Raw genomic sequence first — 23,228 nt, 5'->3', positions numbered from 1 at the left:
TGGCAGGCCGTTCGTTAGCCGCCCGTTCAGTCGCTTGTCTCATGCCGTCAGCCTTGCCGCAACCGTGGCGAAGGCGGTGATCAGCCGGTTGACCTGGGCGCCGGTGGTGGCCGGCGAGATCAGCATCATGTTGTGGAAGGGCGCGATCAGCACGCCCTGGTTGACCAGCGCGACGTGAACAGCCGCTTCAAGCTCCGGCGCATGCGCAGTCTCGGCCTCGGCGCCGTTCCGGAGCGGACCGGGCGCGCAGATGAACTCGACGCGAGCGCCGACGCGGGCGACATGCCAGGGCAGGTTGTAGCGGTCAATGACCCCGGTCAGCCCGGCGTCGAGTCGCAGCGCCAGGCGGTCCATCCGGTCATAATTCTCACTGGTCATCACTTCTTCCAGCGTGGCGCGCATCGCCGCGAACTGCAGCGGGTTGGCCGACAGCGTCGTACCCATGCCGGAATAACCGGGTTGCTTGGTTCTGTTGTAGTCGGCGTAGCGGTTGGCGACCTCGTCGCTCATCCCCCACACGCTCGCCGGCACGCCACCGGCGATCGGCTTGCCCAACACGAACAGGTCGGATTGCAGCCCGAATTTCCTGGTGTAGCCGCCGGGGCCGGTGGAGATTGTATGGGTCTCGTCGATCAGAAGCAGCGTGCCGGCCGCGCGTGTCACTTTGCGCAGCGCGTCATGAAAACCGCGATCGGGCAGCACCATGCAGGAATTGGTCAGCACCGGCTCGGCGATGACGCAGGCGACATCTTTGTCTTTCAGCGCTGCTTCAAGCGCGACGACATCGTTGAACTCGATGACCTTCGCCGTCTTGGTCAGGTCGCGGAATTCGCCCGCCAGTCCCGGCCGGTTGACGGGTCTGCCGTCGACCAGCCGCACCATCGTCTCGTCGACCGAGCCGTGATAGCAGCCGTTGAAAACCAGGATCCTTTCGCGACCGGTGATTGCGCGGGCAACCCGCAGCGCGAAGCGGTTGGCGTCGGTTGCCGTCGTCGCGATTTGCCAGAACGGCAGGCCGAAGCGCTCTTGCAACAGCGGTCCGATGGCCAGTGCATCCTCCGAAGGCAGCATGTAGGTCAGCCCGCGTCCAGCCTGGCGGCGGATGGCGCGCGCCACCGGCGGCGGCGAATGGCCGAACATCGAGCCGGTGTCGCCCAGGCAGAAATCATCGAGCCTGTTGCCGTCAATGTCGGTGATGGTGGCGCCTTTGGCGCTGTCGACCAGGATCGGGAACGGCGTCGGCCAGTCGTTCATCCAGTGCATCGGCACGCCGCCGAAGAAGCCAGGCAGGCCGTTGCCCACCTTGGCTGCCGATTTCGGCCGCGCCTTGCGGAAGGCTTCTGCCTCACTCTCGCGCAGCCTGGCGATGCGGTCACGGCTGATGCCGCCGATCGATAGGCCTGAATGGTCGGTTGAATGCATGAAAATCCCCTCTCGGCCACCACTCTAGCCAATCGCCATCTCAAACCGCAATTGGCCGCCGGGCTGCACTGCATTGGTTCAGCAGCACCCGGCTGGCGCTTGACCTTGAGGCCAAGCCCGGTGCCAATACGCTTAGGCATTTGGTTCTGGGGGAGAAAATGCGGACGATCATCTGTTTGGCGATGTTGCTTTTGTCGGCTGGCGCAGCCTTCGCATCGGGTGGCATCTGGTGTTCCGCTGATGACAAGGCGGCAAAATTCGAAGTCGAAGCCGGCGTCACCCGGGGCATGGGCGGTCCGACCTTCAATTTTCGCGGCGATCTCGAGATTCTGGGGCGGCCGGAAGGCGACAGCCTGCGCAAGACTGTCTTCGAGGATTCCAACCTCACGCAGTACTGGCTGGACGACAAGGAATTGCGGCTGAACATCTACCGCGAGCACGAAGCCGCGCAACGCTTCAACTCGGTCGAACTGACGATCCTGACCAAGACCACTGACGAAGGCGTCTATGACGGGGGCTATACGCTCGCCATCTATGATGCCGCAGCGGACAAGGACCAGGATGGCAAGCCGGTTGAAGTCACCGGCAAGGTCTCGTGCGGGGCCGAATAGCTCTTCTTGATCTGCGGTCAATCCGACTGCATCGACGCGATGGCGCGCCGCATCAGGTCGAGAAACACCAGCCGCTCATCTTCGCTTAGATCGACCAAAGCTGCTTCGTTCTGTGAACGCGCCGCCTGTGTCGCGGGTTCGCGCAGGGCAATGGCCTTAGCGGTGAGATGGATCGATTGCGAGCGCCCGTCCTCGGGGTGAGACCTTCGCTCGATCAACCCGTCACGTTCCATGCGGATCAGCGTGTTGGCCATAGTCGCCTGCTCGACGCTGAGCCGCTGCACGAGTTCGCGTTGCGTCAGGCCATCTTCATCCCACAGAGCCAGCAGCGCCATGAACTGAGCCGGCGCCAGACCGAGCGGCCGGATGCGCTGCTGCAGCCCGTTGGCGAACAGCCGTGCCATGTGGTTGGCCAGGAATCCGGCGGATCGTTCTTTCTGAAAGGCCATGGGACTGGATAACAGTTGAATAGCATGCTATGCAATGATATATAGCTTGCTATGGAGATGGCGATGAAAACCTGGATTCACGCAGCGGCGGGCGCCATCGCGCTGATCACGGTTTCGGTCTTCTGGCTGTCGACGGCCGCAGTTGAGCTGTTCGGCGACGCGGCCGGGGTCACAACGGTCAAAAACTGTGTGCTGGCCGGCATGGCCGTGCTCATTCCGGCGATGATCGTCGCCGGCGCGTCCGGTTTCTCGCTCGGCAAGGGGTGGAGGAGCCCGGTCGTCGCGCGCAAGAAACGGCGCATGCGCATCATCGCCGCCAACGGGCTGCTGGTGCTGGTGCCCTCAGCTGTCCTGCTCAGCAGCCTTGCCGATGCCGGTCGTTTCGACACCCTGTTCACAATCGTCCAGGCGATCGAACTGACGGCCGGCGCCGTCAACATTGCGCTTTTGTCACTCAATATGCGCGACGGGCTGTCGCTGCGGAGAAAGCCCGTCCGGCTGGCCGCGCGGGCGCGGTGAGTTCAGGCCGAAATGTCGATAACGCCGCAGTCGCCGGCGGCGCTGCCGAAGGCGACGCGTCGCTCTTCCTTGTCCCACATCATGGAAGTGATGGCGCCTTTGCCCGGGCGGCGCAACAGCACCTCCCTGGCGTCGGCGAAGCGCACTGCCATCACCATGCCGTCATCATAGCCGACGGCCACGACATCCTGGCTTGGATGGCAGGCGACCGATGTCACCATGGCGTTGCCGCGGGTGCCGAGTTCCAGCGGCGCCTTGCCCATCGGGCCGTCCTTGCCCGAAAACGGCCAGACGATCGCCGCCGGCGCGCCGGAACTCGCCAGCCATTTGCCCTTCACGCTCCACGACAGGCTTTTGACCTTGCCGGGGTAACCGGTCATGCGCATGTGCTTGCCGTCGGCGAGCTTCCAGCCATGCAGCGCGTTTTCCTGCATGGTGGTGACCAGGAAGGCACCATCGGGCGAGAAGGTAATGCCGGTGTGGGCGCCGGCCCATTCGAGCTCCACCGGCTTGCCCGCGGCGGCCGGGAAATGCAGCGTCGCGCCATTGTAGCGGGCGACGCCGAAGCGCATGCCCTTGGGCGAGAAGGCCAGCCCCTCGACCGAACGCGGATGGGTGAATTCCCGGGTCTTGCCATCGGCAAAGCGGACGAAGGCGGTCTTGCCCGTGGCATAGGCGATGGCGCCTTGCGGTCCGGCGACGACGCTGGTGATCCACTTCTTGCCGGCGCTTGCCAATTCGCCGACATTGCCGCCGGCCGTAACGGTAAAAATCTTGCCGTCCTCGCCACCGGTGATCAGCCGGTCGTTGGCGGCGTCATGGAACGTGGAAAGCAGGCCGTCATTGGCCTGAATTGTCTTGTGGCCATTGTCGAGCCGATGAACGGCGCCATCGGCCAGCGCAAAATGCGGCACGTTGTCGAGGAAGACGGCGGCAAGGCAATGGCCATCGAGATCAAGCGGGGCAACTGTGGGCATCACATCCATTCCAATGAATTTGTCGCCATCCCCGGGAAGCCGCTGGCGCGGCCAGGGCGTGGCGCCAACCTTCTCCCCTTGTGGGAGAAGGTGGATCGGCGCGCAGCGCCGAGACGGATGAGGGGTGTTGGACGGATCGCCGTCGGTGCCAAGCTGGAGCACCCCTCATCCGACCGAGCTTCGCTCGGCCACCTTCTCCCACAAGGGGAGAAGGAAGAAGGGCGCAGCGCTAGCGCCATAGAGTTTCGAAATCAAGCCGCCTGGCAGGCGTCAAAGCTCTTCTTCAGCCGCTCGGCGTCGAGCTCGCGGCCGATGAACACCAGCCGGCTCTCGTGCTTCTCGCCATCCTTCCAGGCGCGCTGGTGGTCGCCTTCGATGATCATGTGCACGCCCTGGATGACATAGCGCTCGTCGTCGCCCTTGAGCGCGATGATGCCTTTCAGCCGCAGGATGTTGGGGCCTTCCATCTGGGTGACCTTCTCGATCCAGGGGAAGAATTTCTTCGGGTCCATCTCGCCGCCGCGCAGCGACACCGACTGCACCGTCACGTCGTGAATGTCGGAGGGGTGCGCGTGATCGTGGTGATGATGATCGTGGCCGTCATGATCGTGGTGATCATGGTCGTGGTCATGGTGGTCGTGATCATGATCGTGGGTTTCGAGGAAATGCGGGTCGTTTTCCAGCGCGCGCGACAGGTCGAAGGCGCCGCGGTCGAGCACCTCGGACAGCGCCACGCCGGCGCGCGTGGTGCGGTGGATCCTGGCCGCCGGGTTGATGGCGCGGATGGTCGCCTCGACCTTGGCCAGTTCTTCCGGCGTGACCAGGTCGGTCTTGTTGAGCACGACGACATCGGCGAAGGCGATCTGGTCCTCGGCTTCCCTGGAGTCCTTGAGCCTGAGCGGCAGATGCTTGGCGTCGACCAGCGCCACGACAGCGTCGAGCTTGGTCTTGGAGCGCACGTCGTCGTCCATGAAGAAGGTCTGCGCCACCGGGACCGGATCGGCGAGGCCGGTGGTCTCGACGACGATGGCGTCGAAACGGCCGGGACGGCGCATCAGGCCTTCGACGACGCGGATCAGGTCGCCGCGCACCGTGCAGCAAACGCAGCCATTGTTCATTTCGTAGATTTCCTCGTCGGATTCCACGATCAACTCGTTGTCGATGCCGATCTCGCCGAATTCATTGACGATGACAGCGTAACGCTTGCCATGGTTTTCCGACAGGATGCGGTTGAGCAGGGTCGTCTTGCCGGCGCCGAGATAGCCGGTGAGAACGGTCACGGGGATCTGCGTCGTCTGTGCATCGCTCATGTCTTGCCTCGAATGACTGGGCCGCGAAATTCCGGGCCGCACGAAGGGATTGTTGGCCTGATATAGGATGTGTGCCGGGTTTTTGCACGGGGCAAACTGCCTGGGCGTTTGACCCACAGAGTGACGGAGCGGGTGGGTGGACCGAAACACCCCCCGAACAGGCAGTGTGATAGGGATGCCGACCATCCAGCGCGTCGTCTGAACGCCTCTTCGTTGACCTGTGCAAAGCCGCGCCGTCTCAAACCACTGCAATCGCCTTGGCGGAAACTCGTTTGTCATCTAACTGAAATAAACATCTGGCATCACCACGGTGGGCACCACAAATGCTTGCCGGCAAAGCTGTTTCGAAAGCCGGAATCTTTTTGATCGTCGATTGCCAGCCGGCCGGCTGCGTCTATGCTGCACGCACCGGTACGGCCGAAGAGGGATCACCATGGCCAAGGCGGACAAGACTGCAACGATGAGCCGGCTGCATTCGGCGGCAAGGCTGGCAAGGACCGCGCTGGCGGCGCGGCTTCTGGCGCACGGCTTCTATGCCGGCCAGGACCAGATCATGCTGACGCTCGACCGCGAGGACGGCCAGACGCCGGGCAACCTCGCCGGCCGCCTCGGCGTGCGCCCACCGACCATCACCAAGACTATCAACCGCTTGCAGGCGCAGGGTTTTCTGGAAAAGCGCGCCTCTTCCGCGGATGCCCGCCAGGCGCATATCTTCCTCACCGACACCGGCCGCGAAATCATCCACGCCATCGAGAAATCGGTGAAGAAGACGGAAAAGCAGGCGTTGAAGGGCCTCGACAAGAAAGAACAAAAGACGCTGTTCAAGCTGCTCGCCCGCATCGAAGCCAATCTGTCGAACGAGGAACTGGTGCTCGTCGACGACGAGACCGACATCGACGATTGATCAGCACGTCTTGAGCTAAGCCGCCACCGAAGGTCCGCGCACCAATGCCGACCAGCGGCCGGGCGTCAGGCCGAATGCTTTCTTGAAATGTCTGTTGAAATGGCTCTGGTCGCTGAAGCCGGCGCCAACGGCGATCTCGGCCAGCGGCTCGCCCGCCGCGATCATCCTTCTTGCCTTTTGCAGCCGGCGCATCAGCAGGAAACGATGCGGGCTGGTGGAATAGGTCGCGCGGAAATGGCGTGACAGCGCATAGCGGTCGAGCCCGGTGACAGCCTCCAACTCGTCGGAACGGACGGGCCGCTCGGCATTCTCCTCGAGATAGTCTCGCGCCAGTGCCGCGGCATGCCAGGCCGTCTTTCCCATCGGCTTTGCCGGCTGGCCGGCATGACGCCCGAGATGCTGCGCCAGCTCCGCAACGAAATCGGCGACGAACAGCTCGTCCAGTTCTTCGTCGAGCGGCGCCAAGGCCGATAGCAACGTGCCGCGCAAGGCAGCATCGCTCACCACCGCATCCCTGACGAAGGGCAGCGGCGCGCCGTCGAGGCAGTCGAGCAGCAGCGACGGCTCCAGATAGAGGATCCGGTAGCGCAAGCCATCCTCGGTGCCGGCGCCGCCATCGTGCACTTCGTCTGGATGCAGCACGATCACCTGGCCGGGCAGGCTGTGGTTCACGGCGCCGCGATAGTGGAAGCGCTGCACGCCGGAAAGCGTCACGCCGACGGCAAGCGTGTCGTGGCGGTGCAGGTCGAAGGCGTTGCCATGGAAATGCGCCTCGATGCGCTCGATGCCGGTGCTGCCCGGCGCTGAAACGATCCGGTCCTCATCCGCGCACGAACGTTCAAGACCTTGTGTCGCCTCACCGTCTAGACCCTGCGCCATCGCCTATCCTGCCCTTTGCGGGCCAACTTCCGGAGTCCTCATTTTGGTGTTCGATACAAAATTTGCAATCGTGCTGAGGGACGATCTCGCGGGCTGGCAGAAGCTCAACGTCACCGCGTTCCTGACCAGCGGCATCGTCGCGCAATTTCCCGACATCATCGGCGAACCCTATCGCGACCGCACCGGCAATGTTTTTAATCCGCTGTCGATCCAGCCGGTCATCGTGCTGTCGGCGGATGGTCCGACGCTCAATGCGATCCACCAGAGGGCGCTGGAACGCGGCGTGACGACGTCAGCCTATGTCGAAGAGATGTTTGCCACCGGCCACGACGTCGCCAACCGTGCCGTCTTCGCCGAGTTTGCGCCAGATGACGCCAAGATCGTCGGCATCGCGCTGCGTGCTGACAAGAAACTCGTCGACAAGATCACCAAAGGCGCCCGCATGCATGCCTAATTCGTAGGCAGTTGGGACGCAGTACGCTGAGCCTGTCGGCGGCGCCTGTTGTGCCAGTCGCTTTTGGCTTGCCGGGTGCAGGGGATTGCCGCAAAGGTTGAGTGTCGATCCTCCCCAGCCGACCTGATAGTGAACGTTCCCGCAAAATCAGACGAAAGCGCAACGCCGCCCGCGGCGATGCTGTTCATGCTTTCGACCTATGTGTTTTTCACCTTCCTCGACACGTCGAGCAAATATCTGGTGCTGGCCGGCGTCTCGGCGCTGATCGTCGCCTGGGCGCGCTTCACCGTCCATGTCCTGCTTGTCGGCGTCTTTCTGCGCGGCTGGCGCGAGCCGTCGCGGTTCCGCGCCAACAATCTGCCCGCCCATATCCTGCGCGGCGGGCTGCTGTTCGGCTCGACCATGTGCAACGTCATGGCGCTCAAAACCCTGCAACTGGCCGAAACCACCTCGATCTATTTCTTCGGCCCGATGGTGATCACCGCTCTTGCCGGACCGCTGCTTGGCGAATGGGCGGGGTGGCGGCGCTGGCTGGCGATCCTGTCGGGCTTTGTCGGTGTGCTCGTCATCACAAGGCCGGGCGTCGGCGTGTTCGGCGTCGGACATCTCTTCGCGCTCGGCTCGATGCTGTCGAACTCCTTTTACGTCATCATGACGCGGCGCATGTCGGCCAGCGAAAGCTCGGAAAGCCTGATCCTGTTTTCGGCGCTGGCGCCGGCCGTGCTGCTTTTGCCGATGCTGCCGTTCTCGCATTCGCTACCGCAGGATGGCTGGCACTGGTTCATCCTGGTGATGCTGGGCGTGTTCGGCGCCGGCGGCCACTGGCTTCTGGTGCAGGCCTACCGCCTGGCGACCACCACGGCGCTGGCGCCGTACCCCTATTCGCAAATGGTCTGGATGATCCTGTCCGGCTGGATCATCTTCCACCAGTTCCCCGACCGCTGGACGCTGGTTGGCGCGGCAATCATCGTCGCCAGCGGCCTCTACATCATCCATCGCGAGCACCGTCTGCGGCTGCGCAATCGCACGACTGTCGACGTCGAGGCGGAGGCGCTGGCGAAAAAACTTTGATTTGCTCCGAATCCGATGGCATAACGCCGCATTTAAAAAATTTAAAAAACTCGGGGAGCGAAGGGCTGGCACAGAAGATCAAGCTTTCGACGATCGCGGATGCGCTTGGCGTGTCCACGGCCACGGTCTCCCTCGCATTGCGCGACAGCCCGCTGGTCGCCGGTGCCACGCGCGATCGCATCAAGGAACATGCCCGCGCCATCGGCTATATCTACAACCGCCGCGCCGCCTCGCTGCGCACCTCGCGCTCGGGCATTGTCGGCGTCGTTGTGCACGACATCATGAACCCGTTCTTCGCCGAGATCCTGCGCTCAATCGAGAGCGAACTCGACCGCAGCCGGCAGACCTTCATCCTGTCCAACCATTACGACCAGCTGGAAAAGCAGCGCACCTTCATCGACACGCTGCTGCAGCTTGGCGCCGATGGCGTTATCATGTCGCCGGCGATCGGCACACCGGCTTCCGACATCGTGATGGCAGAGGAAAACGGCCTGCCGGCGGTGCTGATCGCGCGCACCGTGGAAGGTGCCGACGTGCCGGTGTTTCGCGGCGACGATGCCTACGGCACAGCACTTGCCACCAATCATTTGATCTCGCTCGGCCACAAGCGCATCGCCATGATCGGCGGCACCGACCAGACCTCGACTGGACGCGACCGCTATCAGGGTTACCTCAACGCCATGGAAGCGGCCGGACTTGAAGTCAGGCCGTCCTGGCGCATTTCCGGCCCGCGCACAAAGCAGGGCGGATTCGAGGCGGCTGGACAGTTTTTGGCGCTCAAAGACAAGCCAACCGCCGCCTGCTGCTGGAATGATCTCGTCGCCATCGGCCTGATGAACGGCATTGCCCGCGCAGGCCTGGTGCCGGGCGCCGATATCTCGGTCACCGGCTATGACGATCTTGAGGAGGCGGCAATCGCGACACCGGCACTCACCACCGTCTGGAACGGCCAGCGCGAGGTCGGCCGCCGCGCCGCCAGCGCGCTGCTCGACAAGTTGAACGGACAGGCGGTACGGCCGTCGCAGGAACTGATCAAACCGGAACTGCATGTGCGCCAGTCGACCGGCAAGCCGGTGGAGCGTGTATGACCAAGGCCGAACAATTGAATTCCGTCGCCGTTCTGGTGCCGGGGCATTTCAACGACCATGCGGTCGAGCGCATCGACCGCACCTTCAGACGGGTCAAGATCGAACGCGCCGATCCCGCGCTGGTCACCGACGAAATGCGCCGTGACGTGCGCGCTATTGCATCCTTCGCCGGCGTCAACGCTGCGATGATGGATGCTTTGCCCAAGCTCGAACTCATCGCCTCCTTCGGTGTCGGCTACGATTCGGTGGATGCCGTTCACGCGGCCAAGAAAAACATCATGGTCACCAACACGCCCGATGTTCTGACCGAAGAGGTCGCCGACACCACGATCGGCCTTCTGCTTAACACCGTGCGTGAGTTGTACACGGCCGAGAAATGGCTGCGCGACGGCAGCTGGGTGAAGAAGGGCAACTATCCGCTGAGCCGGCTGACCTTGCGCGGCCGTCATGTCGGCATTTTCGGCATGGGCCGCATCGGCCTGGCCATTGCGCGGAGGCTGGAAGCGTTCGGGCTGCCGGTCGCCTACCACAACCGGCGCAAGGTCGAAGGTCTCGCCTACCAGTACCACCCGACGCTGAAGGGCCTTGCCGAAGCGGTCGATACGCTGATTTCCGTGGTGCCGGGCGGTGCTTCCACCGAGAAGGCGGTCAATGCCGAAATCCTGGCGGCGCTTGGCGCCAATGGCGTGTTCGTCAACATCGGCCGCGGCAGCACGGTCGACGAGCCGGCTCTTGCGACGGCCCTTGCGAACGGCGTCATCGCCGCCGCCGGGCTCGACGTCTTTGCCGACGAACCGAATGTGCCCAAGGCCTTGCTCGAAGCGCCCAACACCTCGCTGTTGCCGCATGTCGGTTCGGCCTCGCACCACACGCGCCGCGCCATGGCGGACCTGTGCGTCGACAATCTGGTGTCCTGGTTCAGCGAGCGCCGGCCGCTGACGCCGGTGCCGGAGACGGCCCATGTGAAGGCATCCGGTTAACGCCGGGGCGCGACGGCCACATTTATTAACGTCAGCTTAACCCTTCGAAATGATTATTCATCCGGGGCGCGTATGCGTGGATGAATACCAGAATGAAGACACTTTCCGTATTGACCGCCGCGGCGGCGCTGTTCGGCGGCGTTCAGCTGTTTCACGGTGGCGCTGGGCAAAGCGCTGCCGACGAGGTCATGCCGTCCACCAGCTTCAGGCTGGTCGCCAATGGCGACGAAGGCGACTGCGCGGTCACCCGCGGCGCCGCGATTAACGATGGCCTTTTATTGTTGACGGTGGCGCCGAATTGCCGCCGGCTGCTGCCCGGCATTGAGCGGGCGAAATTCTGGCGCGAGGAGCAGGACGGCACGGTGGCTTTCAGCGCCGACGGCATCGACCCGATCGTCACCTTCTCGGTTGCCGACGGCGATGGGTACGAATCCTACGCGCCGGCCTTGCCGCTGCTGTCGTTGGCGACAACCGACAGCCCAGATCAATCCGGCAACTGATACGATCGATTATTCGGCCGCAGCCCGCGCGCCGGCTTTCGCCGCCGCATGCAGGCGCACCGCATCGCCGAAAGCGCGGAAAATCTTGGCCGAGTTGCTGTCCGACTTGACCCAGTATTCGGGGTGCCATTGCACGCCCACGGCAAAGGCGCGGGCATCCTTCACCGAAACAGCCTCGACCGTGCCGTCGCCGGCCACCGCTTCGACCTGCAACTTGGAGCCAAGCCGGTCGATCCCCTGGCGGTGCAGCGAGTTGACCTTGATGTCGCCGGCGCCGAACACGCCGGCCAGGCAGCTGCCGGGCTTGATCGAAATGGTCTGGTGGATGGCGAAGCGTTCGTCCTGGTTGTCGCTCACCGGCGCGCGATGGTCGAGCGAGCCTTCGCGCTCCTGGATCTCGGTGCCCAGTGTGCCGCCCAGCGCCACGTTCAATTCCTGGATGCCGCGGCAGATGGCAAGCAGCGGCACGCCGCGCTCGATCGCCCTGCGGATCAAGGGCAGCGTGGTGGCATCGCGGGCCGGATCGTAAGGGCCGTTGGCCTCGCTGGCGTCGCCGCCATAGAGCGAGGGATGCACGTTGGATTTCGAGCCGGTGACCATGACGCCGTCGACCGACGACAACAATTCATCGAAATCGAGCCGGTCGCCGAAGGACGGCACCAGCAGCGGGAACACGCCGGCACCGGAAAGTGCCGCCTCGATATATTGCTGTGGGGCGGCATGCCAGGTGTAGTTGTCGAACTGACGGACGTCGGTCGAGATGGCGACGAGCGGCTGGTGCATTTTGGGTCCGGATTCCCTTTGGCGCGAAGCGAATAGCTATTGTGCCTGCAAAATAGGCGATCCGAAGGCGCTTTTCCATGGCAAGTTTCGTTGTCTCGCATGGGCCACGCCATAAACGTTAGACTATAGTTGCAGGCCGGGCGCCAAGCCTGCGGATTTGTCACCAGCGCCGCCGTCAAATCCCGCTGCCATGCTGGACTCGACCCCTTGCCCGTGTATTGTTTCGGGCAAACCGATACCGGGGCGTGAGGAGATGTCCCTGATATCGGTTTGTTGGTCCAATAGGGAGGAACTGCATGGATCGTCGTTCATTCATCCGCAAGGCCGGGGTCACCGGCGTGGGCGCCGCGGCGGCTGCCGCCACGCTTGCCGCGCCGGCAATCGCCCAGTCCAATCCGAAAGTGACGTGGCGGCTGGCGTCATCCTTCCCCAAGTCGCTCGATACGATCTATGGCGGCGCGGAAGTCTTCTCGAAAATGCTGTCGGAGGCGACAGACGGCAATTTCCAGGTTCAGGTCTTTGCATCCGGTGAACTGGTGCCCGGCCTGCAGGCCGCCGACGCCACCACTGCCGGGACGGTCGAGGCCTGCCACACGGTGTCATACTATTACTGGGGCAAGGACCCAACATGGGCGCTCGGTGCTGCAGTGCCGTTCTCGCTCAATGCGCGAGGCATAAATGCCTGGCACTATCACGGGGGCGGCATCGACCTGTTCAACGAGTTTCTCGCCACGCAAGGTCTTTTCGGCCTGCCCGGCGGAAACACCGGCGTGCAGATGGGCGGCTGGTTCCGCAAGGAGATCAACACCGTCGCCGACCTTTCCGGCCTCAAGATGCGAATCGGTGGCTTTGCCGGCAAAGTTGTCTCGAAGCTCGGTGTCGTGCCGCAGCAGATCGCCGGCGGCGACATCTATCCGGCACTGGAAAAAGGCACGATCGACGCCGCCGAATGGGTCGGCCCCTATGACGACGAGAAGCTCGGCTTCTACAAGGTCGCGCCCTACTACTACTATCCCGGCTGGTGGGAAGGCGGCCCGACCGTCCATCTCTTGTTCAACAAGGCGAAATACGAAGAGCTTTCGCCTGCCTACAAGTCGCTGGTGCACACCGCCGCGCAAGCGGCGGACGCCAACATGCTGCAGAAATACGACTATCTCAATCCTGCGGCAGTGAAGCGGCTCGTGGCCGGGGGCGCGAAATTGCGCCCGTTCAGCCAGGACATCATGGCCGCCTGTTTCGAGAAGGCCAACGAGGTCTACGCCGAGATGGAAGCCTCGAACGCACCGTTCAAGAAGATCTGGGACTCGATCAAGGGCTTCCGCAAGGAGCACTATCTCTGGGCGCAGGTGGCCGAGTACAATTACGACACCTTCATGATGGTCCAGCAGCGCAACGGCAAGCTGTAGGCTAGTTCCCTTCTCCCCGTCACTATCCGGGGAGAAGGTGCCGGCAGGCGGATGAGGGGCGGCGCTGGCTTAGGCGACTGAATCGCCTGGGCCTGCGTGGAGGTCTGAAGCGCAAACTCGTGCTTTATTCATCCAACATTGGCGCCGCCCCTCACCTGCCTGCCGGCATCCTCTCCCCGTATAGTGACGGGGAGAGGGAAGCTGTCATCGACGGCTTCGCCAATCGCCAACGTTGCAAGACGGAGGCCTGCACCTCAGCCTATTCCAGGCACCACCAGCACCTTGACCTCGCCGGGCGCGGCCGGATTGGCGATCACCGAGGGGGCTTCCTCGAGGCCGACCTGTCTTGAAACGAGCTTGTCGATCTCGATTGCCCCAGACGCGACAAGGTCCGCCGCCCGCCTGTGGGTGAAGGGGTTGATGAACGAGCCGAGAACCTTCAGTTCGCGAAACAAGAGGTCGAACGGTTCGAAGGGCACCTTCATGCCTTGCGGCATCACGCCGACAATCACAACCGTACCGCCCGACTTCGCCAGCCGCATCGATTGTTCGACGGTATCGGGGACACCCGCGCATTCGAGCACCACATCGACCCCACCGGGCACAAGGCCGGCCGGGCCGGCGATGGCCTCGATCGGATCAACGGTACTTGGGTCGACCGTCGCCGTTGCACCGAGCTCTTCGGCGAGCCCCCGGCGGGAGGCCTGCCGGGTCGACAGGATGATTGTCGACGCTCCTGCGAGCCTGACCAATTGCACGGTAAGCAGGCCGATGACACCGCCGCCGAGCACCACCACAGAAGCGCCGGGCCTGATGCCGGCGAGATCGACAGCGTGCAGGCAGCATGCCAGCGGCTCGCAGAAGGCGCCATGCGTTGGCTTGAGGTTTGCAGGCAGAAGGAAAGCCTGGCTCTGCGGCATCACGACATAGTCGGCGAAGCCGCCGTCGCGATGGATGCCGATGGCCCTGAGATTGCTGCACAAATTGACGCGGCCTGCCCGGCAATGACTGCAGCGCCCGCAGGAGATGTTGGGATCGCCGGTGACGCGGTCGCCCACGGCGATGCCGGAAACCGCTTCTCCGACAGCCTCGACGATGCCGCAGAATTCGTGACCAAGTGTAACCGGCGGGCTCGAAGGGAATTCGCCGTGGAGGAGATGACGGTCGGTGCCGCAAACGCCGCAGGCTTCGATGCGCACCAGGACATCCTGCGGCCCCGCAACGGGCTTGTCCACTTCCCGCAGCGCAATGCTACCCACGTCTTCCAAGCGCACAGCTCTCATGACGTCCTCCCTCAGAGCAATTCCAGGAAAAGTGCAAGCGATTTTCCGTCCGGAATTGCGTCAAAACAAAGAGATAGAGCGTTTCGCCGTTTCCGCAAAACGGCGAAACGCTCTGGCCATCAGTTGAAGTTCGGCGGCTGCGACAGGTCGGTCGCCGGCGCCGCCGGCTTGGCGGGTGGCGTCTCGCCGAAGTTCGGTGGCTGCGACAAATCGTTCGACGATGGCGCCGCGGGTGATGCGCCGCCATCGGCTGGCGGTGGTGTGCCGAGTGGCGCAAGGCCTGGCATGTCCGGCAACTTGATCTCGATCGTACCCGGATCGACGGCCGCACCCTTGTAGCGCATGACCATTTGCGGGAAGGCGATGGTCAGACCGATCATGATCACCTGGATACAGACGAAGGGCACCGCGCCCCAATAGATCTGGCCGGTGGTCACCGGCGCGATCTGCTTGCCGGTGAGGCGGTCGAGATAGGGCACGCGGGCGGCGACAGAGCGCAGGTAGAACAATGCAAAGCCGAAAGGCGGGTGCATGAAGGAGGTCTGCATGTTGACGCCGAGCAGCACGCCGAACCAGATCAGGTCGATGCCGAGCTTGTCGGCAGCCGGCGCCAGCAGCGGCACGATGATGAAGGCGAGCTCGAAGAAATCGAGGAAGAAGGCGAGCACGAAGACCAGGATGTTGACGCCGATCAGGAAGCCGACCTCGCCGCCCGGCAGCGAGGTCAACAAATGCTCGACCCAGACGTGGCCGTTGACGCCATAGAAGGTCAGCGAGAACACCCGCGCGCCGATCAGGATGAACAGCACGAAGGACGACAGCCGCGTCGTCGACGCCAGCGCCTGCTTGATGACATCCAGCGACAGCCGCCCCTTCATCGCGGCCATGGCAAGGGCGCCGACCGCGCCCATGGCACCGCCCTCCGTCGGGGTGGCGATGCCGAGGAAGATGGTGCCCAACACCAGGAAGATCAGCGCCAGAGGCGGGATCAAAACGATGATCACCTGCTGCGCCAGCCTGGACATCATGTTGATGTTCAGGCCCTTGTCGGCGATAGCCACAATGTAGATCAGGATCACGCCAACGCTCGCGCCCAGAATGTCGGCATTGTCGCCATGCGTCGGCGCAAGATAGCGATAGGCCGCATAGGAAGCCGCGACTGCCACCAGCAGTGCCGCCAGGAGCGACACGACACCGTGGCCGAGGGTGCGGGCCGCCAGCGGCAGCGCCGGCATTGAGTTCGGCCGGACGATCGACATGATCAGGATGTAGAGCGTGTAAAGGCCGGTCAGGACCAAGCCCGGGATCAGCGCGCCGGCATACATGTCGCCGACCGAGCGGCCGAGCTGGTCGGCGAGCACGATCAGCACCAGCGACGGCGGGATGATCTGCGCCAGCGTGCCGGATGCCGCAATCACGCCCGATGCCAGCCGTCGGTCATAGCCATAGCGCAGCATGATCGGCAGCGAGATCAGTCCCATGGCGATGACCGACGCCGCCACTACGCCGGTGGTGGCAGCCAGCAGCGCGCCGACGAAGATCACCGCATAGGCAAGCCCGCCACGGATCGGCCCGAACAGCTGGCCGATCGTGTCGAGCAGGTCTTCCGCCATGCCTGATCGTTCGAGCACGATGCCCATGAAGGTGAAGAACGGAATGGCCAGCAGCGTGTCGTTCGACATCACCCTGCTGCCGTAGAAATTGTCCGGCAAGGCGTGCAGCAGCGGCCAGGCGAGGTTGATCGAGCCGCCCGAATAGGGCGACAGCAGGACGCCGATGAAGAAGAACATCAGGCCGTTGGCGGCGAGCGAGAAAGCGACGGGGTAGCCGATCAGCAGGAAGATGACCAGCGAGGCGAACATGATCGGCGCCATGTTCTGGGCGATGAACTCGATCATGGGCGCGCCTCCTGGGCGAGCGCCTTGGCTTCTTCGGCAAGGGCTTTCGCCTCGAGCTCGGCCTGTTCGTGCGCAGATATGAACGGATTGGGATCGTCCATGTCGCCGCGCATGATGGCGATCTTCTTGATGATCTCGGAGATGCCCTGCAGCGCCAGCAGGAAGAAGCCGACGAGCAGGATCGCCTTTGCCGGCCAGATGATCAGGCCGCCGGAATTGTTCGACATCTCGCCGCTGCGAAACGACAGCGACACATAGGGCACGAAATAGATCACCATCAGAGTCACGAACGGCATCAGGAAGAAGACATGGCCGAGCAGGTCAATCCAGTGCTGCACGCGGCGCGAGAACATGCCGTAGACGATGTCGATGCGGATGTGGTCGTTCTGCTTCAGCGTATAGGCGGCGGCCAGCATGAAGGCGGCGCCGAACAGGTACCACTGCAGTTCCAGCCAGGCATTGGACGAGATGTCGAACATCTTGCGGATGACGGCATTGGCGGCGCTGACCAGGATAGCCAGCAGTATCAGCCACGATATCCATCTGCCGATGAACTCGTTCATACGGTCAATCGTTCTGGATAGAGCGAGCAGCCCTGCCATGCATTCCTCCCTTGTGTCGAAGGCGCGCCGGCTCCCCTTGTTTTCCGTCGCGCCGCTGTGGCCCAACGGTATGCCGTGCGTGGTCCGGCGGGTCAACATGGCAGGGGCGCGATCAACGCCGTTGTGACTTGAGGCAGGGGATAAAGTGCCGGCCGGCTGCTGCGTCATGCAACCAAAGTCTGATGCAGGATGCGGCGATCAGGCGATCTTTTGCTGGTCGCGGCCGGGACCGATCAGCACGAGTGCTGCGACCAGGAACAGATACATCCAGCCATCGCGCCATTCGATCGGGAAATAGCCGGCCCATAACGACTCCGCCATGCCGAAGGCGGCCGCACCGAGCGCAGCCCGCGGCGGCGAGAGATAGCCGCCCACTGCCGTGACAAACAGGATTTTCAGCCCGTAGACGAGGCCTGAGCCGAAGCTGACATTGCCGTAGTAGAGCCCGGCCATGACGCCGGCCAGCGCGGCGCAGAAGCCGCCGAACAGCACCGCTTGCCGGAACACGCTGCGCACATCGACGCCGCACAAGGCGGCCGCGTGGGGATCGTCGGAGACGGCCCGCCAGCGGCGGCCGAAGCCGGAGCGGGCGAACGCCCAGGCGGCGAGCATGATTGCCGACAGTACTATCGCGCAGTCGATGAGCTGGATGAGAGTCAGCGTCGCCTGGAAGCCGGCGCCTTGCGCGAAAACAACGGGCTGCGCCAGCATCGGCGGCAGCCACCAGTCATGCGTGTCGGCGGCAATGCGGCTGGCTTCCGACAGCACCAGCAGGATGCCGAGCGTCGTCACCACAATGGCATTGGGCGTACGGTCGGCCAGCGGTTCGAAGACGCTGCGCGACAGCACGTGGCTGATCAGTGCGGCGTAGAGGAAAGCCGTGACGACGCCGAGCACCACCGCCGCCAGCAAGGTCAGCCACAGTACCTGATAACCGAAGGCCACGGTCAGGATCATCGTCTGGCCGCAAAAGGCGAACAGCGCACCATAGGCGAGATTGGTCCGATGCAGGATGCCGTTGGTCAGCACGTAGCCAAAGGCGAGCAGCGCATAGAGCGCGCCTGAATGCAGCCCGTTCAGCATCTGCTGGAAGAAATAGAGCATAGACAGACCTCAGAGCATGTCGCCCAAAAGTGCAGAGCGGTTTTGGGGCGACGACATGCTCAAACAAAAAGGCAGCGGAGGCTGCGCCCGGGCCAAGGTTTGCATCGTGGAATCTAACTTGTCAAACGCGATTTATCGGTTAGATTTCTGATATGACGGTATCCTGGACCCCGCATCGCTTCACTGGCGGCATGCTTGCGCTCGACACGGCCAACACCGTGGTGCTGCGCAACGATCCCGAAAAGACCTTCGACCGGTTTGCCGATCCGGCCGAGATCGCACGCTTTGCCGAGGCCGCCACCGGCTTTCGCGGCGCCGAGCTTGGCGGCAGGCGGCTGGAGGCTGCCTCGCCGGACAGGATCGCGCCCGTGGTTCTGTCGATCCGCGAGACGACCGACCGCCTGTTTCGCGGCGCGGTGTCGAAAGGTGCGCTTGCCGCCGACGATCTGGCTGTCTTTCTCAAGGCTTGCGCCGGCGGTCTTGAGCACAGCCCAGCTGAAATCGGCGCGCCGGGAAGGCCGTTCGGCGATCCGGCGACACCGATCGCCTTTGAGGCGGCGCTGGCGGTTTCAGCCTTGTCGCTGCTGCGCGACGATACGGTTGCCAGGCTCAGGATCTGTCCCAATTGCAGCTGGCTGTTCGTCGACAGAAGCCGCAATTCCAGCCGCCTCTGGTGCGACATGGCGGTGTGCGGCAACCGCCAGAAAGCAAGCCGTCACTATCGCCGCCGCCGCACGGCGCCTCATGAGGTCAAGAATGCCTAGGGGGTTTTTTCGTTCGATCCTTGTCGGCGCAGCATTCATTGCCGCCGTCGCGCTCGGCGCCTGCCGCAACACCGGCGGTGATGGCAAGCTGTTCGAGGTTTCCGGCAAGGTCGTCGTCTTCAACTACCGTCTCGCCCGGGCGACCTATGTCGTGACGCTGCGGCCCCTGCAGCCGATGGGCGAGGGCCAGGTGGCGGTCGCCAGCTTCCAGAACCCCGCCGGCGGTCCTCCCCTGGTGGTCGAGCAGAAGGTTTGGCCGAAGCTCGACAAGGTCAGCCTGGAGAGCCCGGCGCTGACCTGTATCGTCAAGGACAAGCCTTATGCGATCTCCATCAGCATCAGGGGTCCTGACGGCACATTCCTGCAGAAGATCGAGACCACGCTGATCTCGACGGAGGACCAGTCGATCCTGCCCGACCGGCCGCTGGTGGTCGACCAGCTCTATACGGCCAATCCTGACCTTGCCGGCCATCCCGACGGCAAGCTGCCGGGCGAGCCCAAGCCTGATTGCTCGAAAGGCTGACGTGTTTTGCCCGACGCGACTCAGTAGAAATTTTCGGTCGCCGCACAGCCGCTGAGGATCGGTTTCGTGCGGGAGCAGCGATAACGGGCGACCGTTCATTGCGCTTTGCCTGGCACTTTCGATTTCGTTTGACCTGCCTTGCAAGCGGAGAAAGACTGCGCCATCTCACTCCTACGTTGGCTGCCTGCCCCCCCGCCGCCGCAGAGGAAATGCCTGATGACGCTGCATGACGTCGCGCTCGACGACAAGTTCGATCTTGGCAAGGAGCGCATCTTCCTGTCCGGCGCGCAGGCGGTCATCCGCATGCTGTTGATGCAGCGCGAGCGCGACCGCCGCGCCGGCCTCAACACGGCTGGCTTCGTCTCCGGCTATCGCGGCTCGCCGCTCGGCGGCCTCGACATGCAGCTGTGGCGGGCGAAAAAGCAGCTGGCGCAGGCCGATATCGTCTTCCAGCCCGGCCTCAACGAGGAGCTTGCCGCCACCGCCTGCTGGGGCTCGCAGCAGACGGAATTGCTGGGCGAGGGGACGCATGACGGGGTGTTTTCGGTCTGGTACGGCAAGGGGCCGGGCGTCGACCGTTCGGGAGATGTCTTCCGCCACGCCAACCTCGCCGGTTCGTCGAAGCATGGCGGCGTGCTCGCTCTGATGGGCGACGACCACATGGCCGAATCCTCGACCAATGCGCATGCCACCGAATTCCTGTTCGTCGACACCATGGTGCCGATCCTCAACCCGGCCGGTGTCCAGGAGATCATCGACTACGGTCTCTACGGCTTTGCCATGTCGCGCTTTGCCGGCACATGGGCGGCGATCAAATGCGTCAAGGACAACATCGAATCGACGGCCTCCGTCGATGCCGCGCTCGAGCGGCTGGACATCGTCGTGCCGGAGTTCGACATGCCGCCCGGCGGTCTTAACATCCGTCATGAGATCGACATGCTCGGCCAGGAGGAGCGGCTGCATGAGCACAAGCGCGCCGCCGCGTCCGCCTTCATCCACGCCAACGGGCTGAACCGCATCGTCTATTCCGGCGGCCGCAGCCCGAAGCTCGGCATCATCACGCTGGGCAAGAGCTATCTCGATGTCCGCCAGGCGCTGGAAGACATCGGCGTCGACGAGGCCGCCGCCAACCGCATCGGCATCCGCCTGTTCAAGGTCGGCTGCCCGTGGCCGCTCGACCTGCAGCATATCTCCGAATTCGCCCGCGGCCTCGACACCATCGTCGTCGTCGAGGAGAAGCGCTCGCTGATCGAGGTGCAGCTGCGCGAAAACCTCTATGGCACCGCCACCCAGCCGGCCATCGTCGGCAAGAAGGACGAGCGCGGCGACTGGCTGTTCCCGGCCAAAGGCGCGCTCGACCCCAACGAGATCGCCATTGCGCTGGGCGAGCGGATTCTGCGCACCATCGGTCCCTCGGAAGAGATCGCCGCGAAGGTGGCGAAGCTGCGCCAGTTCCAGGCGATGCTTGCCGATGCCAGCGATATTGGTTCGCGCACGCCGTTCTTCTGCTCCGGCTGCCCGCACAATTCCTCGACCAAGGTGCCCGACGGCTCGATCGCTGCCGCCGGCATCGGCTGCCACTTCATGGCGCTGTGGATGGATCGCAACACGGTCGGCTTCACCGCCATGGGCGGCGAGGGCGCGCAATGGGTCGGCCAGGCGCCGTTCTCCAAGCGCGACCACATTTTCCAGAATCTCGGCGACGGCACCTACAACCACTCCGGCACGCTGGCGATCCGCTTCGCGCTGTCGACCGACGCCAACATCACCTACAAGATCCTCTACAACGACGCCGTCGCCATGACCGGCGGCCAGCCGCATGAGGGCGGCCTGACGGTGGACATGATCGCAAGGCAAGTGCGTGCCGAAGGCGTCGAGCGCATCGCCATCGTCACCGACGAGCCGGACAAATATGCCGGCAAGGCCGAATTCCCGGCCAGTGCCACCATCCATCACCGCGACGACCTCGATCTCGTCCAGCGCGAGTTGCGCGACGTCAAAGGCGTCTCGGTGCTGCTCTACGACCAGACCTGTGCGGCCGAAAAACGCCGCCGCCGCAAGCGTGGCACCTTCCCGGATCCCGACAAGCGGGTGTTCATCAACGAATTGGTCTGCGAGGGCTGCGGCGATTGCGGCGTGCAGTCGAACTGCGTCTCGATCCAGCCGGTCGAGACCGAGTTCGGCCGCAAGCGCAGAATAGACCAGTCGAGCTGCAACAAGGATTTCTCCTGCGTCAACGGCTTCTGCCCGTCCTTCGTCACCGTCCACGGCGCCAAGATCCGCAAGGCTGAAGGCATTGCCGGGCGGACCGATCCGCTCGATGGCGTGCCGGTCCCGGCTGAATTCCCACTCGGCAGCGAGGGTTGGGCGGCGATCATCGACGGCGTCGGCGGCACCGGTGTCGTCACCATCGGCGCGGTGCTGGGCATGGCTGCCCATCTCGAGGACAAGGGCTGTGGCATGATCGACATGGCCGGCCTCGCCCAGAAGGGCGGTTCGGTGTTCACCCACGTCCGCATCGCCCGCACCCCGGACGATATTCATGCCATCCGCGTTTCGGCAGGCAAAGCCGACCTGGTGCTCGGCTGCGACCTCGTCGTGTCCGGCGCCAAGAAGGTGCTTGGCGCGGTGCGCGAAGGCCATACCATCTTCCTTGCCAACACCGCCGAGATCATGCCCGGCGAATTCGCCCGCTCGGCTGATTTCTCGCTGCCGATCGAGCGGCTGAAGAAGGCGATCCGCGCTGCCGCCGGCGACGACAAGGCGCATTTCTTCGACGCGACGCGAACCGCCACGCAATTGTTCGGCAATTCGCTCGGCGCCAACATGTTCATGCTCGGCTTCGCTTTCCAGCATGGCGGTCTGCCGTTGTCGGCCGAAGCCGTTGAAAAGGCTATCGAATTGAACGGCGAAGCGGTGGCGATGAACATCGCCGCATTCCGCTGGGGCCGTCGCGCCGCGCATCAGCCGGAGTTCGTGCGCGGCCTCATTGCGCAGCCAAGCAAGGCCGCGCCGATCGCCGAGACGCTGGACGATGTGATCGCCCGCCGCGTCGCTTTCCTCACCGCTTACCAGAACGCCGCCTATGGCCGGCGCTATGCCGAAAAGCTGGCGGTTTTGCGTGCCGCCGAGGCAAAGGCCGTGCCCGGCTCGACCGCGGTGACCGAAGCTGCGGCCAAAAACCTGTTCAAGCTGATGGCGATCAAAGACGAATATGAGGTGGCGCGGCTCTACACCGACGGCTCCTTTGCCACGGAACTGTCAAAGCAGTTCCAGAGCTACGAAAAACTCGAATTTCATCTGGCGCCACCCATCATGGGCAGGCGCGGCAATGACGGCAAGCCGAAGAAATCGAACTTCGGGCCGTGGATGATGAAGGGCTTTCGCCTGCTGGCGGCGCTGAAAGGCTTGCGCGGCACGGCTTTCGACGTGTTCGGCTACAGCGCCGAGCGGCGCATGGAGCGACAGCTTCTGGCCCGCTATGAGGCCGATCTCGAGCTTGTCGCGGCGGCACTTGCCCCAGGCAGGATCGAGGCCGCCGTGGCGCTAGCCTCGGTGCCGGCGCTCATTCGCGGCTACGGCCATGTCAGGCAGGCCAGCGCTGAAAAGGCCGATGGCGAGCGCAAAAGGCTTGTCGAGCGGCTGGCCAACACGCCGGCGCGGCCTGAACTTCAGGCCGCGGAGTGACGCCTTGTTTACCT

22 protein-coding genes are annotated in these 23,228 nt (G+C 63.6%); 12 read left to right on the top strand and 10 right to left on the bottom strand.

Annotated features, from left to right (window positions below):
* Nucleotides 1-39: 39 nt before the first annotated feature.
* Nucleotides 40-1,422: an aspartate aminotransferase family protein gene (locus tag AC04SG_RS22605; protein WP_488552856.1), complete on the bottom strand. Its 1,383-nt coding sequence runs from the start codon at nucleotides 1,420-1,422 to the stop codon at nucleotides 40-42.
* Nucleotides 1,423-1,580: 158 nt separating this feature from the next.
* Between AC04SG_RS22605 and AC04SG_RS22600 the strand changes: the two genes are divergently transcribed.
* Nucleotides 1,581-2,033 carry a hypothetical protein gene (locus AC04SG_RS22600; protein ID WP_488552855.1) on the top strand — a complete coding sequence of 151 codons (453 nt, stop codon included), beginning with the start codon at nucleotides 1,581-1,583 and terminating at the stop codon, nucleotides 2,031-2,033.
* A gap of 17 nt (nucleotides 2,034-2,050) precedes the next feature.
* Here AC04SG_RS22600 and AC04SG_RS22595 read toward each other — a convergent pair whose 3' ends face one another.
* Nucleotides 2,051-2,482: a MarR family winged helix-turn-helix transcriptional regulator gene (locus AC04SG_RS22595; protein ID WP_477338648.1), complete on the bottom strand. Its 432-nt coding sequence runs from the start codon at nucleotides 2,480-2,482 to the stop codon at nucleotides 2,051-2,053.
* Nucleotides 2,483-2,533: 51 nt separating this feature from the next.
* Between AC04SG_RS22595 and AC04SG_RS22590 the strand changes: the two genes are divergently transcribed.
* Nucleotides 2,534-3,001, top strand: coding sequence for a hypothetical protein (locus AC04SG_RS22590; RefSeq protein WP_488552854.1), 468 nt, complete (start codon nucleotides 2,534-2,536; stop codon nucleotides 2,999-3,001).
* Nucleotides 3,002-3,003: 2 nt separating this feature from the next.
* Here the strand turns inward: AC04SG_RS22590 and AC04SG_RS22585 are convergent, their stop codons facing one another.
* Complete coding sequence (locus AC04SG_RS22585) at nucleotides 3,004-3,978, bottom strand: WD40 repeat domain-containing protein (RefSeq protein WP_488552853.1); 975 nt, start codon at nucleotides 3,976-3,978, stop codon at nucleotides 3,004-3,006.
* A 251-nt stretch (nucleotides 3,979-4,229) separates the two neighbouring features.
* The gene (locus tag AC04SG_RS22580; RefSeq protein WP_488552852.1) at nucleotides 4,230-5,288 is read right to left on the bottom strand and encodes a CobW family GTP-binding protein; all 1,059 of its coding nucleotides are present in this window, start codon (nucleotides 5,286-5,288) and stop codon (nucleotides 4,230-4,232) included.
* Nucleotides 5,289-5,721: 433 nt separating this feature from the next.
* On the opposite strand from AC04SG_RS22580, the gene AC04SG_RS22575 reads away from it, so the two are divergent.
* Nucleotides 5,722-6,192, top strand: coding sequence for a MarR family winged helix-turn-helix transcriptional regulator (locus AC04SG_RS22575; protein WP_112621551.1), 471 nt, complete (start codon nucleotides 5,722-5,724; stop codon nucleotides 6,190-6,192).
* Between the two features lie 15 nt (nucleotides 6,193-6,207).
* Here AC04SG_RS22575 and AC04SG_RS22570 read toward each other — a convergent pair whose 3' ends face one another.
* A complete protein-coding gene (locus AC04SG_RS22570) occupies nucleotides 6,208-7,071 on the bottom strand; it encodes an AraC family transcriptional regulator (RefSeq protein WP_488552851.1) in 864 nt (287 codons plus the stop codon).
* Nucleotides 7,072-7,117: 46 nt separating this feature from the next.
* Between AC04SG_RS22570 and AC04SG_RS22565 the strand changes: the two genes are divergently transcribed.
* From AC04SG_RS22565 to AC04SG_RS22545, 5 genes are all read left to right on the top strand, one after another.
* Nucleotides 7,118-7,525 (top strand): DUF2000 family protein, encoded by a 408-nt coding sequence (locus AC04SG_RS22565; RefSeq protein WP_488552850.1) that lies wholly within the window; start codon nucleotides 7,118-7,120, stop codon nucleotides 7,523-7,525.
* Nucleotides 7,526-7,711: 186 nt separating this feature from the next.
* Nucleotides 7,712-8,596: a DMT family transporter gene (locus AC04SG_RS22560; protein WP_488552849.1), complete on the top strand. Its 885-nt coding sequence runs from the start codon at nucleotides 7,712-7,714 to the stop codon at nucleotides 8,594-8,596.
* A gap of 65 nt (nucleotides 8,597-8,661) precedes the next feature.
* The gene (locus tag AC04SG_RS22555) at nucleotides 8,662-9,684 is read left to right on the top strand and encodes a LacI family DNA-binding transcriptional regulator (RefSeq protein ID WP_488552877.1); all 1,023 of its coding nucleotides are present in this window, start codon (nucleotides 8,662-8,664) and stop codon (nucleotides 9,682-9,684) included.
* Nucleotides 9,681-10,664 (top strand): 2-hydroxyacid dehydrogenase, encoded by a 984-nt coding sequence (locus AC04SG_RS22550; protein ID WP_488552848.1) that lies wholly within the window; start codon nucleotides 9,681-9,683, stop codon nucleotides 10,662-10,664. The genes AC04SG_RS22555 and AC04SG_RS22550 overlap by 4 nt, the downstream gene beginning before the upstream one ends.
* 92 nt (nucleotides 10,665-10,756) lie before the next feature.
* Entirely contained in the window at nucleotides 10,757-11,164 is a 408-nt protein-coding gene (locus AC04SG_RS22545; protein ID WP_203277663.1) for a hypothetical protein, read from the top strand.
* A 9-nt stretch (nucleotides 11,165-11,173) separates the two neighbouring features.
* Here the strand turns inward: AC04SG_RS22545 and AC04SG_RS22540 are convergent, their stop codons facing one another.
* Entirely contained in the window at nucleotides 11,174-11,947 is a 774-nt protein-coding gene (locus AC04SG_RS22540) for a gamma-glutamyl-gamma-aminobutyrate hydrolase family protein (RefSeq protein WP_488552847.1), read from the bottom strand.
* 296 nt (nucleotides 11,948-12,243) lie between these two features.
* On the opposite strand from AC04SG_RS22540, the gene AC04SG_RS22535 reads away from it, so the two are divergent.
* On the top strand, nucleotides 12,244-13,353 hold the full coding sequence (locus AC04SG_RS22535) for a TRAP transporter substrate-binding protein (protein WP_192255072.1): 1,110 nt from the start codon (nucleotides 12,244-12,246) through the stop codon (nucleotides 13,351-13,353).
* Nucleotides 13,354-13,607: 254 nt separating this feature from the next.
* Here the strand turns inward: AC04SG_RS22535 and AC04SG_RS22530 are convergent, their stop codons facing one another.
* From AC04SG_RS22530 to AC04SG_RS22515, 4 genes are all read right to left on the bottom strand, one after another.
* A complete protein-coding gene (locus AC04SG_RS22530; protein ID WP_488552846.1) occupies nucleotides 13,608-14,636 on the bottom strand; it encodes a zinc-dependent alcohol dehydrogenase family protein in 1,029 nt (342 codons plus the stop codon).
* A 119-nt stretch (nucleotides 14,637-14,755) separates the two neighbouring features.
* Nucleotides 14,756-16,534, bottom strand: coding sequence for a TRAP transporter large permease (locus AC04SG_RS22525; RefSeq protein WP_488552845.1), 1,779 nt, complete (start codon nucleotides 16,532-16,534; stop codon nucleotides 14,756-14,758).
* Nucleotides 16,531-17,136, bottom strand: a complete 606-nt coding sequence (locus tag AC04SG_RS22520) for a TRAP transporter small permease subunit (protein WP_488552844.1) — start codon at nucleotides 17,134-17,136, stop codon at nucleotides 16,531-16,533. The genes AC04SG_RS22525 and AC04SG_RS22520 overlap by 4 nt, the downstream gene beginning before the upstream one ends.
* Nucleotides 17,137-17,334: 198 nt before the next feature.
* Nucleotides 17,335-18,240, bottom strand: a complete 906-nt coding sequence (locus AC04SG_RS22515; protein WP_488552843.1) for a branched-chain amino acid ABC transporter permease — start codon at nucleotides 18,238-18,240, stop codon at nucleotides 17,335-17,337.
* A gap of 152 nt (nucleotides 18,241-18,392) precedes the next feature.
* Here AC04SG_RS22515 and AC04SG_RS22510 point away from each other — a divergent pair, with 152 nt between their 5' ends.
* The 3 genes from AC04SG_RS22510 to AC04SG_RS22500 all read left to right on the top strand — a co-directional run bounded on the left by AC04SG_RS22510 (nucleotide 18,393) and on the right by AC04SG_RS22500 (nucleotide 23,214).
* Complete coding sequence (locus AC04SG_RS22510) at nucleotides 18,393-19,004, top strand: CGNR zinc finger domain-containing protein (protein ID WP_112563752.1); 612 nt, start codon at nucleotides 18,393-18,395, stop codon at nucleotides 19,002-19,004.
* Nucleotides 18,997-19,527, top strand: coding sequence for a hypothetical protein (locus tag AC04SG_RS22505; protein WP_488552842.1), 531 nt, complete (start codon nucleotides 18,997-18,999; stop codon nucleotides 19,525-19,527). The genes AC04SG_RS22510 and AC04SG_RS22505 overlap by 8 nt, the downstream gene beginning before the upstream one ends.
* Nucleotides 19,528-19,743: 216 nt before the next feature.
* Nucleotides 19,744-23,214 (top strand): indolepyruvate ferredoxin oxidoreductase family protein, encoded by a 3,471-nt coding sequence (locus AC04SG_RS22500; RefSeq protein WP_488552841.1) that lies wholly within the window; start codon nucleotides 19,744-19,746, stop codon nucleotides 23,212-23,214.
* The last annotated feature ends 14 nt before the right edge of the window (nucleotides 23,215-23,228 follow it).

The sequence above is a fragment of the Mesorhizobium sp. CNPSo 4684 genome, assembly GCF_057784315.1.
Note: the sequence above shows the minus strand (reverse complement) of the source record. Positions and strands in the feature narration are given on the sequence as shown.